General features: G+C 61.1%; 16 protein-coding genes. 5 read left to right on the top strand and 11 right to left on the bottom strand.

The window, feature by feature from the left end:
• Positions 1-2 precede the first annotated feature (2 nt).
• Both AC0L8G_RS01690 and AC0L8G_RS01695 read right to left on the bottom strand, forming a co-directional pair.
• Positions 3-422, bottom strand: a complete 420-nt coding sequence (locus AC0L8G_RS01690) for a vWA domain-containing protein (protein ID WP_473386252.1) — start codon at positions 420-422, stop codon at positions 3-5.
• Positions 423-516: 94 nt separating this feature from the next.
• A complete protein-coding gene (locus AC0L8G_RS01695; RefSeq protein ID WP_473386253.1) occupies positions 517-1,479 on the bottom strand; it encodes an ABC transporter ATP-binding protein in 963 nt (320 codons plus the stop codon).
• Positions 1,480-1,599: 120 nt separating this feature from the next.
• Between AC0L8G_RS01695 and AC0L8G_RS01700 the strand changes: the two genes are divergently transcribed.
• On the top strand, positions 1,600-1,857 hold the full coding sequence (locus AC0L8G_RS01700; RefSeq protein WP_473386254.1) for a zinc-finger domain-containing protein: 258 nt from the start codon (positions 1,600-1,602) through the stop codon (positions 1,855-1,857).
• Here the strand turns inward: AC0L8G_RS01700 and AC0L8G_RS01705 are convergent.
• Complete coding sequence (locus tag AC0L8G_RS01705) at positions 1,854-2,180, bottom strand: nuclear transport factor 2 family protein (RefSeq protein WP_473386255.1); 327 nt, start codon at positions 2,178-2,180, stop codon at positions 1,854-1,856. The genes AC0L8G_RS01700 and AC0L8G_RS01705 overlap by 4 nt on opposite strands.
• Before the next feature lie 62 nt (positions 2,181-2,242).
• On the opposite strand from AC0L8G_RS01705, the gene AC0L8G_RS01710 reads away from it, so the two are divergent.
• The gene (locus AC0L8G_RS01710; RefSeq protein ID WP_473386256.1) at positions 2,243-2,677 is read left to right on the top strand and encodes a winged helix-turn-helix transcriptional regulator; all 435 of its coding nucleotides are present in this window, start codon (positions 2,243-2,245) and stop codon (positions 2,675-2,677) included.
• A 7-nt stretch (positions 2,678-2,684) separates the two neighbouring features.
• Here the strand turns inward: AC0L8G_RS01710 and AC0L8G_RS01715 are convergent, their stop codons facing one another.
• From AC0L8G_RS01715 to AC0L8G_RS01745, 7 genes are all read right to left on the bottom strand, one after another.
• Entirely contained in the window at positions 2,685-4,385 is a 1,701-nt protein-coding gene (locus tag AC0L8G_RS01715) for a carboxylesterase/lipase family protein (protein WP_473386257.1), read from the bottom strand.
• 52 nt (positions 4,386-4,437) lie between these two features.
• The gene (locus tag AC0L8G_RS01720; protein WP_473386258.1) at positions 4,438-5,811 is read right to left on the bottom strand and encodes a dicarboxylate/amino acid:cation symporter; all 1,374 of its coding nucleotides are present in this window, start codon (positions 5,809-5,811) and stop codon (positions 4,438-4,440) included.
• Positions 5,812-5,908: 97 nt separating this feature from the next.
• Positions 5,909-7,432, bottom strand: a complete 1,524-nt coding sequence (locus tag AC0L8G_RS01725; protein ID WP_473386259.1) for an ABC transporter permease — start codon at positions 7,430-7,432, stop codon at positions 5,909-5,911.
• Entirely contained in the window at positions 7,429-8,397 is a 969-nt protein-coding gene (locus AC0L8G_RS01730; protein WP_473386260.1) for an ABC transporter ATP-binding protein, read from the bottom strand. Before AC0L8G_RS01730 ends, AC0L8G_RS01725 begins: the two co-directional genes overlap by 4 nt.
• Positions 8,398-8,494: 97 nt before the next feature.
• Positions 8,495-8,935, bottom strand: coding sequence for a VOC family protein (locus AC0L8G_RS01735; protein ID WP_473386261.1), 441 nt, complete (start codon positions 8,933-8,935; stop codon positions 8,495-8,497).
• Between the two features lie 11 nt (positions 8,936-8,946).
• A complete protein-coding gene (locus AC0L8G_RS01740) occupies positions 8,947-9,489 on the bottom strand; it encodes a hypothetical protein (protein WP_473386262.1) in 543 nt (180 codons plus the stop codon).
• A 41-nt stretch (positions 9,490-9,530) separates the two neighbouring features.
• Positions 9,531-10,076 carry a DUF2244 domain-containing protein gene (locus tag AC0L8G_RS01745; RefSeq protein ID WP_473386263.1) on the bottom strand — a complete coding sequence of 182 codons (546 nt, stop codon included), beginning with the start codon at positions 10,074-10,076 and terminating at the stop codon, positions 9,531-9,533.
• A gap of 115 nt (positions 10,077-10,191) precedes the next feature.
• Between AC0L8G_RS01745 and nth the strand changes: the two genes are divergently transcribed.
• The 3 genes from nth to AC0L8G_RS01760 all read left to right on the top strand — a co-directional run bounded on the left by nth (position 10,192) and on the right by AC0L8G_RS01760 (position 13,680).
• The gene (gene nth, locus AC0L8G_RS01750) at positions 10,192-10,944 is read left to right on the top strand and encodes an endonuclease III (RefSeq protein WP_473388934.1); all 753 of its coding nucleotides are present in this window, start codon (positions 10,192-10,194) and stop codon (positions 10,942-10,944) included.
• Positions 10,945-11,138: 194 nt separating this feature from the next.
• Positions 11,139-11,834, top strand: coding sequence for an orotidine-5'-phosphate decarboxylase (gene pyrF, locus AC0L8G_RS01755; RefSeq protein ID WP_473386264.1), 696 nt, complete (start codon positions 11,139-11,141; stop codon positions 11,832-11,834).
• A 115-nt stretch (positions 11,835-11,949) separates the two neighbouring features.
• Positions 11,950-13,680: an AMP-binding protein gene (locus AC0L8G_RS01760; RefSeq protein WP_473386265.1), complete on the top strand. Its 1,731-nt coding sequence runs from the start codon at positions 11,950-11,952 to the stop codon at positions 13,678-13,680.
• A 166-nt stretch (positions 13,681-13,846) separates the two neighbouring features.
• Here the strand turns inward: AC0L8G_RS01760 and AC0L8G_RS01765 are convergent, their stop codons facing one another.
• A complete protein-coding gene (locus AC0L8G_RS01765; RefSeq protein WP_473386266.1) occupies positions 13,847-15,352 on the bottom strand; it encodes a heme biosynthesis HemY N-terminal domain-containing protein in 1,506 nt (501 codons plus the stop codon).
• Positions 15,353-15,357 lie beyond the last annotated feature (5 nt).

Raw genomic sequence — 15,357 nt, forward strand, 5'->3', positions numbered from 1 at the left:
TTTCAATCCCGTCGCTGACGAGAATGACCGTCGCTTTTTGCTCTGTATACTTTAGTTTTTCCGCTGCGAGCTTGATCGAGATCCGCCATGGGCGTCTTGCCCTTGGGATTGAGCTTTTGCACCGCGCCCGCAATCGCCGCGCGGTCAGCGCCGATGGCGGCGAGTTCTTCAATGTCTGCGCAATCGCCGGTGCGGCGGTGACCATAAGCGACAAGGCCGAGGCGGCGCTCAGCCGGCAGGTCTTTCAGCAAATCCCCCAGCACCTGCTTGGCGATGGTGATTTTCGCCTCGCCTTCGATCTGCCCCCACATGGAGCCGGACCCATCGAGCACAAGAACCGAGTCGCCATCGGCGGCGGTCGCCGGTGTCGCAAGACCCAAAAATATCGCAGAAATAAATACAGAAAGCGCGCGCAGACCCATGGAACTCCCCTTTCAATGGCGTCGTCGCGCGCACTCTAGCGGTCGCCGCTGCTGAACGGAAGCTTGCATGCCAGCTTAAGGGCCGGGAAGAAGATTACGCTTTGCTGTGATAGGTCAGCTCAAGGAAGACATCTTCAAGATCGGCTTCCACGGTGGAGATGTCCTTGACCGTGACGCCCGCGCTGTTCAACCGTTCGAGAATCTCCGCCACCTGGCATTCGCTCGGCTGGTAGGAAATGGCGAGACTGCCATCGGCTTTGAGGTCCACATCGAAACCGCCAAGATCCGGCGCGACGGCCACATCCTCATTCGGCGTCACCATCAGCATCTTGCGGTCGAGCGAGGAAATCAGCTTTTCCGTCGGCTCGCAGGCGACCACTTCGCCATGATTGATGATGGCGATCTCTTCGCATAATTCCTGCGCTTCTTCGAGATAATGCGTAGTCAGAACAATCGTTACACCCTGCTCGTTCAGCTTTACGACATATTCCCAAAGCTGTTTGCGCAATTCGATATCAACGCCCGCCGTCGGCTCATCGAGGATAAGGACCGGCGGGGAATGCACCATCGCTTTCGCCACCAGCAGGCGCCGTTTCATGCCGCCGGACAACATGCGCACATAGGCGCTTGCCTTGTCCTCAAGACCCAGCGCTTTCAAAATCTCCATGGACCGGCGCTGCGATTTCGGCACGCCATACAGACCGGCCTGAATCTCCATGCCTTCAAGCGGCGTGAAGAAGACTTCCATATTGACTTCCTGCGGCACGATGCCGAGCGCCGCGCGCGCCTGACGCGGATTGCGGTCAATATCGAAACCCCATACAGAAATCTCACCGGCGCTTTTGCGCACCAGCCCGGCCAGAATATTGATGAATGTCGACTTGCCGGCGCCATTCGGACCCAGCAGTCCGAAAATCGAGCCGCGCTTGACCAGAATATCAACGCCTTTCAGCGCTTCCTTTGGCGGCGATTTTTTCGTTCCCGCATAGGTTTTGCGTACGCCGCGCGCGGCGATGGCGTATTCAGCGTTGGCGTTGAAATCCATGAGTGAGGTCATCCGGTCGGTTGAAAGCTGCTTATCGCGCTGCACAACAGGTGGGTCAACCGCGCCGGAACGCACATTGGCGCGAGCCTCCCCGCCCTCGCCGCGTCCTCGCCGCGGTCTGAGGCTTGACGAATGGCCCCGGCGGCGGCAATCCAGCATGCAGAAAAACAGCCGGAAGACCTTCAACCCATGAGCGAACAGAAAACCCCCGTCACGCCCGATCCGGAAGTCGTTTACACGGACAAGCGCCGCGTTTCCTGTAATGGCGGCGGCGGCGCGCTCGGCCATCCGCTGGTCTGGTATTCACTCGAAGACGGCGAAGCCGAATGCGGCTATTGCGATCGTAAGTTCATCTACAAAGCGAATGGCGATTCCGCTGCCGGGCATTAACCGATCTCAAGCCCGGCGATCTGCGCCTCCGCCAGCGCAAAGCGAAAAGACAGCCGCACCGGGCTGCCCGGAAAATTTCCCGACACCTTGGCGGTTACAACATGCTGGCCGTCTTTTTTCTCCAGGGCTTCAGGCTCGGACGTGACGCGATATTTGCGGGTCGTCTCTTCCATCCAGGCGCGTATGGCGGCGCTGCCCTCATAGGTTTTCTTTTCATCGACAACGACGGCGTTCGCGGCGAAAGGCGCAAGCATGCCGTCAATGTCATGGCGATTTTTTGCGGCGTAATAATCGAGTATGGGTTGCGGCGCGTCGATGGTCATGGCGGGGCTCCTTTGGCTATTGCTGCATTGCCTGCATCGTAGATGGGGCCTAGCCTCACATCATGACAAGAACGCACGAAAAGGTTGGCCGCTCACCTCAAAGTAAGCCTGCGCCGCGCGCGCCGGCTTACCCGCCGCCCTATAGTTCCGCGACTGCGGCGCTGGCGGTGAAAGACGCGCTCGCCATTATCGAAGGCCGCTGGAAACTCGAAATTCTGTTCTGCCTTTTCGGCGGCGAAGTGCGCCGCTTTTCCGAGCTGGAGCGCGCCATTTCCGGCGTGTCGCAAAAGATGCTGGCGCAACAACTGCGTCAGCTTGAAGAGGCCGGCGTGGTCACGCGCAAAGTCTATCCGGAAGTGCCGCCGAAGGTTGAATATGCGCTGACCGATTGGGGACAATCGCTTTGTCCCGTGCTTGATGCGCTGCTGAAATGGCATGTGAGCGGCAGCGAGGGCGACGGTGAGGACGGCGGCGAGGACAGCGGCGAAACGGCTTGACGCCGTCTTACTGTTGCACTCCGTCCGCAGGCTCAACCGGCGTCGCGATGACGCCCACATTGATGAACCATGGCTGGCCCGCGCGGCGGCGGCGGCTGACCAGCTCTTCCTGCATTTCAAACATGCCGGGCAGCAAATCATGTTCGGCCAGCGCGCCATCTGCAAAGCGCATATAGGCCTGGTCTTGGGAATAGGGCGCCCAACCCGGACCATCCGGGCTTGCAGGCGCGCCCGTCGCGGCGAAGGCGACCCAGTAATCCATCATCACATCCGACAGCGACTGATCGCGCGCGCTTTCCGGGCGCGGCCAGTTCACCGGCAACATCGCATCCGCGCCGGTCTGGCCGAACACGAAGGGAAGCTCGCTGGCGTGAAAGGCGCATAAATCCCGCTCTTGCGCCGCCGGATAACAATGATCGAACAAATACAAAAATGCGGGAAGCCCCGCGGCGGCCTGATCCGCGACCATGCGTTCGCTCGCCCAGCCATAGATCGCATCGCGTAACGTCGCGAGCATGCTCGCCTCAATATCCGTAGACGGATAAACTTCGAGAAACGCCGGGGCGAGATCGCGATAGCGCTCGGTGATGACGGCCTCATAGGCCGGCGCATCCGCCGGCGCGGGCGGCAGGAATATCCGCTGTGATTTCACTTCGCCGCTGTTAAAGCCCGCAAGCAGGGGAACGCGCGCCTGCTCGCCGGCGTCGAAAACCTCAACGAGCTGTTGCGGCAGCGCATATCCGTCAATCGCGCCCTGCGGCCTGAACCGCGCCTTGATCGCAGCAGCTGTCAAGGCTTCCGCCTCCATCGCGCGCAAGGCGTCGATATCGGTTGCGCCTGCTGCTTTCGCGACCATGGCGCCAACCGCTTCCGCCGGCGGCAAGCCATAGACACTGCGGTTCAATGCCGGGAACGAACGGATGTTCGGACTTTCAGCGATGGCTTTGTGAAAAAGCCCGCGCGCCAGCTGACTGGTCAGCAAATAGGCGACGCTGAGCGCGCCCGCCGACTCGCCCATAATGGTCACATTGTCCGGGTCGCCGCCAAAAGCGGCGATGTTCTCTTGCACCCAATGCAGCGCTTTTATCTGGTCGAGCAAACCGTAATTGCCGGAAACGCCGTCCGGCGACTCGGCGGAAAGTTCGCGATGCGCAAGCCAGCCGAGCACGCCGAGGCGGTAATTGACCGACACAAACACAACGCCGCGCTGCGCGAAATTCGCGCCATCATAAAGATCGCTCGCGCTTGACCCCGATTGCAAAGAGCCGCCGTGAATCCATACAATCACCGGCGCCTTTTTCGCGCTCGCTTGCGCCCAGACATTGAGCGTCAGGCAATCCTCGCTCATCGCTTCCGGCGCATCCGCATAAAGGCTTGCGGGGTTCGGCATTGGCTGCACGCAGGCCGGACCAAAGGCGGAAGCCTCGCGTATGCCGTTCCAAGACGCCGGCGCCGAGGGCGCGCGCCAACGGCGATCCCCGACCGGCGCTGCGGCATAGGGAACGCCCTTGAAAATATGCAACCCGTCTTCCGCCAGGCCGGACAGCCTGCCTTCGCTGACGGTCACTTCCGGTGCGGCTTCCGTTTTCTCAACCGGGGCGCAGGACGCCGACAGACAAAATGCGGCCGCCATAATCCGCTGAAAGAAAAGAGAGTTCTGCTTCGCCGCCATGCCCGCCGCCTCGCCATTTTCAGGAACGGCGACCATACGCTCACTCGCGTGCGAATATCAACGAGCGGCCGGAAAGACCGGCTTGCATTTATGCGGGCGCAGGCTCTTCCACGGTTTCCGGCGCTGTTTCAGGCGCCGGCGCTGAGGACTTTTCGTCTCGCGACAGCAACCGGCAGACCACAAGATCGCCGGTCACATTGACGGAAGTGCGCGCCATGTCGAGGAGGCGGTCGACGCCAAGCACCAGCGCAAGCCCGGTCAGGGGAATGCCGAAGCTGGTCGCTGTCGCCGACAACACCGCGATAGAAGCGCCGGGCGCGGCGGGCGCGCCGATGGAGGCGCCGGTCAAAGTGATCATGATGAAAGCAAGCTCGCCAAAGGACAGCGATACGCCCGCAATATTGGCGAGGAACACAATCGCCGCCGACTGGTAAAGCGCCGTGCCCGCCATGTTGATTGTCGAGGCGAGCGGGATGACCGCGCCCGCAAGCGACGGCGAGACGCCGAGCTTTTCCACTGCGGTCTTCATGGTGAGCGGCATCACCGCCGCCGAACTGGACGTGGAGAAGGCAAGCAACTGCACCGGCGCCACGGCGCGCAGGAAGTTCCAGGGCGTGATGGCGCCGAACACTGCAACGATGACGATGTAGAGCGCCAGCAAGGCCGCAAGCCCGCCGACCACGACAGCACAATAGACCGCAAGATCGATCAGCGTATTGAGCCCGTAAAGCGCTGTGGTTTCCGCCATCAGGCCGAACACCGCAAAAGGCGCAAAGCGCATCGCCGTGCGGATCACGGTCATGCAGACTTCGAGCACGGCGCCGGAAAGCGCCACCAGCGGCTTGGTCAATTCGCGATTGCCCGCCGTGACAACCGCAATCCCGATGAACAGCGAGAACACCACAATCGCCAGCATGTCCTGTTCAAGGATCGCGGCGGAAATATTTTGCGGAATGAGGTTTGAGATCATGCCCGGCAATTCGCGCGAGATTGTCAGGATCGGCGAGGCCGCCTCTTCAAGCATTGATGGATCAGGTTTTAAATGCGGGGTCGGCGGCGCCTTGATCGCGATCTCCTTGCCTGCGCCAGCGAGCCAGGCGAGGCTGCCGCCCAACGCCGCGCCGCACATGGTCGTCACCACGACAAACGCCGTAAGCCGCATGCCGATGCGGCGCAGATCCGAACCGGCGCCCGCAGCGGCGATGCCCATGATGATCGAGCTCGCCACAAGCGGGATAATCACCATGCGGATCAGCGCCAGGAACAACCGGCCGGGCAGGGCCAGCCATTCGCCCGCCACCGCCGCGAATTGCCGTGACACCAGCGCCAGGTCCGGCCCGAACAACGCCCCCACCGAGACGCCCAGAATGATCGCAATAATGACCTGCAGCCACAAACGGCCGCGCACCAGCACGTCGAGCCGGTGATTGAGGCGATTATATTTAAACCGTGATCGTGGCATGCCGCTTTCCCGCAATGCGCCGGCATTTTGTACGGCGTCAGGCGGCTCATTGGCTAGCGCTTGGCGCCTGCGTTTCGCGGTCGCAGGCGACCTTGCCCTAGATCCCGTCCTTGCGCGCCAGCCGCCAGACTTCGCGCGCTTTCGGCGGCGAGGATTGCAGGATGGCGTTGCGGAAGATACGGCCCATGAAGCGCATCAGCACAAAGGCGAAGGCGAGCATCAGCGCCGTGGCGCCGATAATCTCCCACATGGGCGGATCGGCGGCGGCGCGCATCATCACCGCATAGGGCGTGTAGATCGGGATCCAGGTCAGCAAGCTGGCGATGAAGCCGTTCGGATTCTGGAACACCATAATCATGAAAGGCATCGGCGCGAAAACGAGGATCATCACCGGCCCCATATAGGATTGGGCGTCCTGCAGTGAATTCGAGACCGCGCCAATCGCCAGAAAGATCATCGCGAAAATCGTGTAGGCGCAGAAGAAATAGAACAGATAGATCAGCAGTAGCGGCGAGCCGAACAGCGCGCCCATGGCGGCGCCGACGAAATTTTCACCGGCGGAAGCAATGGTCGCCGAGGCGGCGAGACCGCCAAACAGGAATATCGCCGGCATGGTGAGTCCGACCGCCGCAATGCCGACCAGCTTGCCCGCCATCAACTGCCCCGCCGTCACCGATGACAGCAAAATCTCGACGATCTTGTTGGAACGCTCTTCAATCGTGTTGGTGAGCAACAAATTGCCAACGCCGAAAATAATCACCAGCAACATATAGGTGAGCGCGGCGGGCAACCCGGTTTCAACCTTGTCTTTAAGGCTCAATTGCGCCTCTTCGGATTCGCGGTCCGGGCGATAGGAATCAAACGGCGCGGAAATCGCCGCCACATCATCAAGCGCTTCCTGCGACAGGCCCATTTCCGCGATGGCTTCACGTTTCAGCGCGGAAGTCAGCGCATCACCGATCAAATCCTCAAGCGCATTGTCGGTGAGATTGCGGCTCCAATATTGCGCCGCCGGCGCATCCTCGCCGTCGCCGAAATCCTGCGGAATCAGCACCGCCGCAAAGAGCGTCGCGGCGGTTCCGTCCGCGCGGCCCACATGCCGGTCTTCCAGCAGATACGGCCTGAGCGCTTCTTCCGCCGCCTCCAGGCTTTTCACGTCTTTGAGCAGCCGGTCCGCTGCGATCCGTTCAAATTGCTGACGCGGCATTTCAAAGGCCGGCGCGCCTTCGCGCAAAAGCGGTGCGGCGGCGTCCTTCGCCGCATCAAATCCGCCCGCCGCCTCAAAAGCGCGCAACCGCGCATCATTGACGCCGTCAGGCGCAAAAGGCTCCGGCAGGTCTTCCGCGCCGCCCGCCAAAATCGCCGCCGCGACATAGGCATCCCAGGCGCGGATCGCCGCAAACTGATATCGCCGCTCAATCTCGCGATCTATATCATCCGTATACTGCCCGACCTGATCATAGACGACGAAAGCGCGCACCGGCTTGTTGCGCTCGACCAGCCCCATCGCCGCCGTCAGCGCCACCAGGCTGACCGGGAACATCAGGAGAAAAATCAGAAAGCCGCGCGAGAAGACATATTGCTTGTATTCGCGCCAGGCGATGAGAAAAACCTGCTTCATGCCGCGGCCTCCGCCAGTTGCGCGGCGTCGCCTGCGTCATCACCGGCGAGATCGACAAAAATATCGTGCAAGGTGGCGCCTGCCTGTTCGAAGCGGCTCAACGCAATCCCCGCGGCGACCGCCCGGTGCAGAAAATCCTGCGGATCGGCGCCGTCGGCGAGCTCGATATCATACTCGCTTTCCTCACCGCCATCGCGTTCAAGCCGCACGGCGATCACGCCGGGCAAGGCCTCAAACGCCGTCGCCGGCGCGGTTGACCGCACATGCAAGCGGCGCCCGTAATTGGCGCGCGCTTCCGACAAAGTGCCTTCAAATCGTTTTTGCCCTTTGGCGATGATCAGGAAACGGTCGCACAAGCGTTCCGCATGCTGCATCACATGGGTGGAGAAAATAATCGTGCGCCCGCCGGCGCGCTGATCGGCGATCAGTTTTTCCAGCGTCTGCTGATTAATCGGGTCGAGGCCGGAAAACGGTTCATCGAGGATGAGCAGTTCCGGCTCATGAGCGATGGTGGCGAGCAATTGAACCTTTTGCGCCATGCCTTTCGACAGGGCTTCGTTTTTCGCCCGCGCAAATTCCTGCAATCCGAATTCTTCGAGCAGTGCATAGGCTTTCTTCTTTGCATCACCCCCGGACAGGCCGCGCAATTGCGCGAAATAGGCGATCGACTCCGCCGCCTTCATCTTGCGGTACAGCCCGCGCTCTTCGGGGAGATAGCCGATGCGCCGACGCACGGAAATCGCCGAGTCCGATCCAAGGACCGTGATGCGCCCGGCGCTTGGCTGCACAATGTCGAGCATCATCCGCAAGGTCGTGGTCTTGCCCGCGCCATTCGGGCCGAGAAAACCGTAAATCTCGCCCTTCCCGACCGAAAAGGAGAGATCGTTCACCGCCGTGAAGGCGCCATATTGCTTGGTGACATTCTCGAGCTGTACCGGCTCAAGCTGAACGGGATGGTCCGTCATGCATCTGCTTTCTTGGCGTTTCCGGCGGCCGGGTCAGACCCTGTTTTCACCGCTCTATTTTTGGCGTGTTCGGCGTTAAGGAAAGGCTAAACTCTGCTTACCAGGAGCCGGTGTTTTGCATGCTGGCCCAGGGCTCCGCCGGGGGCAAGTGATCGCCTTCCTGCAGCAATTCAATGGAGATGCCGTCCGGCGAGCGCACAAACGCCATATGGCCGTCGCGCGGCGGACGGTTAATAACGACGCCGCCATCCATCAGCCGCTGACAGACATCGTAAATATTCTCTACGCGATAGGCGAGATGGCCGAAATTGCGGCCGCCATCATAATCTTCCGTGTCCCAATTATAGGTCAGCTCAACCAGCGGGGCTTTTCTTTCTTTCGCCATTTCCACATCCTCCGGCGCCGCCAGGAAGACCAGTGTGAAACGGCCCTTTTCATTCTCCATGCGATAGGCCTCAACAAGACCGAGCTTGTTGCAATAAAAATCAAGCGATGCGTCGAGGTCCTTGACCCGCACCATGGTGTGCAAATAGCGCAAAATTCTGCTCCTTATTCTTTTGCCCGAATAATTTCATCACGCAGATAGCCGGGCCGGCGCGCGTGAAACCGCCGCATGAAAAACCAGACAATCCCCAGCCACAAGGCGATCACCCCGAAGAAATAGTAAAATCCGGAGAACGCCTCGGCGATGTAAAGCTGGCAGTCGATCGTACATTGCCACGCCTCCGCCGCCTTCACTTCACCGAGATTGACGTAACGCACAACCTCCACCGGCTCCGGCAGAATGCCGAGCTTTTCGCCCACCCATTGCAGAAAGCTCAGCAGGCCGAGCGTCACCGGCAAGGATATGAAAAACGTCGCCAGCGTCGCCAGCACATAGCCGGGAAAACGCGGCGTGTGGACCTTGGCGTAGATCTCGCGAAACTTCTCTTCGGAGACCCCATCGAGGAATTCCGGTTCGGTTTTCTGGAAATGCGCCCATTCATAGGCGGCGCCCTCGATGACTTCTTCGGCGATTTTCCGGCGCCAGCGCCAATAGAGCCCGCCAGCGACCGCAAGGCCTGCAAACACAACAAGGAAAAAGCCGAGCATGAAGGGGTCCTATTCCATCCCGAGAAGGGCGCCGGTTTACCCTACGCCCGCGCTTTTCCCAAGGCGTCTGACAAGGCCTCGGCGAAACGGCCCCGCTCATCAGGCGACAGGAAGGCCCCAAGGATCAGGGTTTCACCCTTGGAGGTCACCCGCACCTGACTTTCATGCTCCACCGGCCGCTCGATAAACACCCGCGTCCAATAGGGCTGCAGCCGCCAGCGCGTCTCGTGCCCCGAGGGCAGGACGCGCGCGACCCACATCTCTTCAGGGGTGACGCGCACCCGCTCGCGCAGGCGGCCCTGGCGGTAGCTCAGCTTGAACGCCAGCCAGACCGCGAAAATATCGAGCCCGCAAAAACCGAGCACCGGCCACGCGCCCTCAAGAAAGAAATAGGTTCCGAAAAACAGGTTTGAAATGATGACGATGCTCATCACCGCCCGATAGCCGGTCTTGGGCAGCGACCGGTTGGGATACAGCACCGCATCGAACAGGCTCTCGCCAACCGCCACATCATCAAGCCCCGACGCATCGGAAGCCCTTCCCTTGGCGAAGGGGGCCATCGTTTCGATCTGTGCGGCGCGGGTCATGGGGAAAACATAAGCCTCCGCCCGCCGCGCCGCAATTCACACTCTCTAGAACTTTACGCCTGCGCGGCGCGCGTTATGGTCGCGCCAGCTGATCCAAGGTTCCTTCATGCCCAAAATGACGCGCGCAACTGCGCGACACATATTCGAGCGCCTCGCCGAGACGAGCCCCGAGCCGCAGACGGAACTCCATTTCACCAATCCGTTCACCCTGGTGGTGGCGGTAGCGTTATCGGCGCAGGCGACGGATGTAGGCGTCAACAAGGCGACAAAAGACCTGTTCAAAATCGCCGATACGCCGGCGAAAATGGCAGCGCTGGGCGAGGAAAAACTCGGGACCTATATCAAGACCATCGGCCTGTGGCGCGGCAAAGCGAAGAACGTCATCGCGCTGTCGCAGCGCCTGCTCGACAAATATGGCGGCGACGTGCCAGAAACCCGCGAGGCGCTGGAGACGCTGCCCGGCGTCGGCCGCAAGACCGCGAATGTGGTGATGAATGTCGCCTTTGGGCAGCCGACCATCGCCGTCGACACCCATATTTTCCGCCTCGGCAACCGCACCGGCCTCGCCCCCGGCAAGACCCCGCTGGCGGTTGAGCTGGGGCTTGAGAAAATCATCCCTGATGATTTCATGCTGCACGCCCATCACTGGCTGATCCTGCATGGGCGCTATATCTGCAAGGCGCGCAAACCCGAATGCTGGCGCTGCCCGATTGTCGATTTGTGCCAGTTTAAGGACAAGGTGATGTCGCCCAATTCACCAAAAAAGGATAAGCCGAAGCCTGCGAAGAAAAAGGCGGCAGCCAAGAAGAAAACTGCGAAAAAGAAACTGGTCAGCAAACCGAAACTGAGAACCGCAAAGAAGAGTTAGCGCGCGCGAACCCTCTCCCGCTGGCGGGAGAGGGTGGCAAGCAAAGCCGACAGGCTGTCGCTTGCCGGGTGAGGGTGGAATGTTAAACGGGGGAAAGTTTTCGATTTGGACCACCCTCACCCCCGGCCCCTCTCCCGCTAGCGGGAGAGGGGAGGACGCTCAGAGGTTGCAACCAATAAAAGGAACGAACCCGCATGCACCCCAAACACCGCCTGATCATTGCGCTCGATCTTCCGTCTGCGGAAGATGCGCAAAAGGCCATCGACGCCATCGGTGACGAAGGCGCGTTCTACAAGATCGGCTATCAGCTGATGCCGATCGGCGGGCTCGATCTGGCCAAGCGGCTTTCTGACGCCGGCAAGAAAGTTTTTCTGGATTTCAAATTCCACGATATCGGCGCGACAGTGGAGCGCGGGGTGAAAAGCGTTGCGACTTTCGGCGGCGATTTTCTGACCGTTCATGCAGAACCCGATGTGCTGAAAGGTGCAGTCGACGGGCGCGGCGATGACAAGCGGCTCAAAATTCTCGCTGTCACCGTGCTCACCAGCCTCAACCAGGCGAGCCTCACCAAAATGGGCATCGACATCGCGCTTCCTGATCTCGTGTTGAAGCGCGCGGAATTCGCCGCCGAAGCCGGCGCGGACGGGGTCGTTGCTTCCGCCAAAGAGGCCGCCGCGATCAAGGCGCGGTTCGGCGATGCGTTGCAGATCGTCACTCCCGGGGTGCGCCCCGCCGGCTCCGACGCCAATGACCAGAAACGGGTGGTGACGCCTGCTGACGCGATCATCGCCGGGGCCGATCATCTGGTGGTCGGGCGGCCGATTATCGCCGCAAAAGACCCGAATTCAGCGGCCCGCGCCATTCAGGACGAGATCGCCAGAGCCCTGTAACGGACCCTTTAGCGGGCGGTAGGCCCCTGCTTTTTCTGGCAATTCGCCCCCGCCTCCCCTAAATTAAGGGCAATTGGGGACGAACAACCAACTCGGGGCGGAAGGCAGTCAGGGAATGGGTGATCCGGTAAAACGCATCGAGCGCCGGTCGCGGCGCGCGATCTTTCAGGCGTATCTCGATAACGCACGGCGCGAAAAAGCCGGCAAAATCGCCATCACCGATGGCGATGGCCGCAAGCTGACTTTCAAGGACATCACCCGCGGCGCTTTTGCGCTGGGCGGCGCGCTCGCACGCCATACGGAAAAAGGCGAAAAAGTCGGGATTTTGCTCCCCACCGGCGCCGGCGCGGTGATCGCGCTATTCGCGCTGTTATCGCGCGGGCGCGTGCCGGCGATGCTGAATTTCACCTCCGGCTCCAAAAACCTGCTCGCCGCCTGCAAGGCCGCCGAAGTGACCAAGATCGTCACGGCGAAAAAATTCATCGAGCTTGGCGGCCTGGAAAAGCTCATGGGCGAGCTGTCCGCCGAGAAGACGATCATCAATCTCGAAGATGTGCGCGAAGAGATCAACGCCCGCGACAAGGCGCTGGCGTTGCTCGGGCCGATCTTTCCGACGGTGCTCGCCGCCAATCCGAACCCGGAAGATCCCGGCGTCATCCTGTTCACCTCCGGCACGGAAGGCGCGCCGAAAGGCGTTGTCCTTTCCCATCGCAACATTATCGCCAATATCGAACAGATTTCCGCCCATGTTGAACTTCTGCCGACGGATATTTTCTTCAACCCGCTGCCGACTTTTCATTGCTACGGCCTGACCGCCGGCGCGCTATGGCCGGTCTTGAACGGCTATCCGGTGGTGTTCCACCCCTCGCCGCTACAGACCAAGATCATCCCGAAGCGGATTTTCGAAACCGGTTCGACCGTGCTGTTCGCCACCGACACCTTCCTGTCGCAATATATGCGCGCGAGCCCCGATGGCGGCATGTCGTCCTTGCGGATCGCGGTTTGCGGCGCGGAACGGGTGCGCGATGAAACAAGGCAAGCAGCGGAAAAGCGCTTCGGTTTCGAGGTTCTTGAAGGCTATGGGGTCACCGAGGGATCGCCGGTGCTAGCCGCGAACCAGCCCGGCGACATTCGCTCCGGCACGGTGGGCCAGCTCCTGCCCGGCATTGAGCACCGGCTTGAGCCGGTGGAGGGCCTTGAAGGCGCGGGGCGGCTTTTCGTCCGTGGCCTGAACATCATGAAGGGCTATCTCTCGCCTGACAATCCCGGCGTCATCACGCCGCTCGCCGATGGCTGGCACGATACGGGCGACATCGTTTCCTTTGACGAGCAAGGCTATATGTCGATCCGCGGGCGCCTGAAGCGCTTCGCGAAAATCGCCGGTGAAATGGTCTCGCTCGCGATTGTCGAAAACTGCGCCTCCGCCGTCTGGCCGGACAATCTTCATGCCGCCGCGATCATGCCCGACCCCAAAAAGGGCGAGCAGGTGATCCTCGTCACCGACAAGGCCGACGCGCCGCGCGCGCTGCTGCTGGCCTGGGCGCAGAGCCACGGCGTGCCGGAAATCGCCGTACCGAAAAAGATTGTCTGCGTCGATGAAATCCCCGTGCTCGGCACCGGCAAGATCGATTTCCTCAAGGTCAAATCCATCGCAGAGGAAGCCATGATTGCGGCGGAGGCGGCGAAAGCGGCCGCGCCGGTTGAAGAACCTTCCAAACGCGAACTCAAAAAACGCGAAGCCGAAGAAAAAGCCGAAAAGAAGCGGGCGGAAAAAGAAGCGAAAGCCGCATCAGCATCCACGCCGGCCAATGACGAGGGCGGCGAGAAAAAAGACGCAGCGGAATAACGTTCTACGCTCATCCCGGCGAATGCCGGGATCTTGCTCAACAAGCGCCAGCATTCATCCTTCGAGACGCAAATCCTTCATCCTGAGGAGCCGCATATTTGTGCGGCGTCTCGAAGGACATGAAGGATTTTGCTCCTCAGGATGAAGCGCGCGCTATTCCCAGCGCCTAAGACACTTGCCGCGCCGCATTCGCCGCGCGTTCGGCTTCTTCGTCATCATGGATGTGATCATCTTCATCGGACGAAGCCGATGCATCGGCGGATTTTTCCGGCGCCGCTTCCGCAGTCTCCGGCTCGTCTTCCGTAGTCTCGTCTTCCGGCGCTTCGACCACAGGCGGCGCTAGCAAAAGGCGAACTTCATCGGGCGACATGCCGGTCGCGGCCTCTTCCAGCGGCGGCGGTGAAAGCCGCGCAAAGTCCATATAATCGCGGATCATCCGGGCCCAGCCATCGCGGGTGAGATGGAACTCGCCATCGGCGCCGGGGCGCGGATCATGGGGCGCATTGGCGGCATGTTCGTACCAGACTTGCGCCGCCGCCTCGCCATTAAGTCCCGCCGCCGCTTTCGCCATCAGAGCGAACGCCGCCGCGCTGGGGCGGCTCGCGATAAGGGGCTCCAGCGCGTCAACGCCCGCCGCCCAGTCGCCGGTCAGGGTCGCCGCGCGCGCTTTCAGCAACGCCGCCTCGTCGGCATCGGCGTTCTTTTCAGCGAGCTTCAGCAATTTCGATGCGCGCTTGTCTGCGGCTTCGTCCTTATAAAGACGATCATAGAGCTTGATCAGCGCCGGATGCGCCGCAGCGGCGAAACCGGTTTCGATAATTTTCGCGGCCTTGCCGGTCTTGCCCTCTTCCATGGCGATGCGCGCCGCCAGCACCGCCGCCGGGGTAAAGCCGGGCGAGAGCTTGAGCGCGGCTTCCGCGTCGCTTAGCGCCCCCGTCACGTCACCTGCCGCATCGCCCGCCGCATATGCATCCGCCGTCAGCAGCGCCGCGCGAGCGCGATCGGCCCGGACGCTGTCGATAATCTTGTTCTTTTGCGCCTGCGCCACCGCCTCGCGGGTTTCGCGCCAGGCGCCGCGCTCAAGGCCGAGATCGAACACCGACTGAAACGCCCAGGCGGCATTGGGGCGCAAGCGAAAAGCGCGTTCCGCATAGCCCTTCGCGGCGTCCATTTCGCCCGCCGACATCGCCTGTGCGTAAAGACCTTTCAGCCCGATAAATTCAGTTTCCGGCGCGGCGAGCATCGCCGAAAAGCTTTCCTTCGCCGTCGCGGCGTCACCGGAAAGCTGCGCCGCTTGCGCGGTGAGCAGCCGGGTCAGCGCCACATCTTCCAGATTGCGCCGGGCGACGCGGGCGTGATGAGCCGCATCCTCGCCATTGCCGGCGGCGGCCGCTTCAAGCCCGCGGGTCAGCGCCGCAATGCCGCGCTCGCGTTTGGTCTGCGCGTCCTTTGCGCGGATTTTCGCCGGGATCGCCAGAATGTCCTTGATCTTGTGGGTGAGATAGATCGCCGCCAGCAATACGACAAAGGCGCCGCCAATGATCAGGCCCGAGGGTCCGTCAATGTGATAGCCGAACGCCTCGCCGGTGATGCGGCTGTCGAGGCTGGCGAAGTAAGTAATGACAAACGCGAAAAACACCGCGCCCAGCAAGAACATCAGGATACGGATCATAATAG

This window comes from Hyphococcus sp. D3-15 (assembly GCF_055809375.1).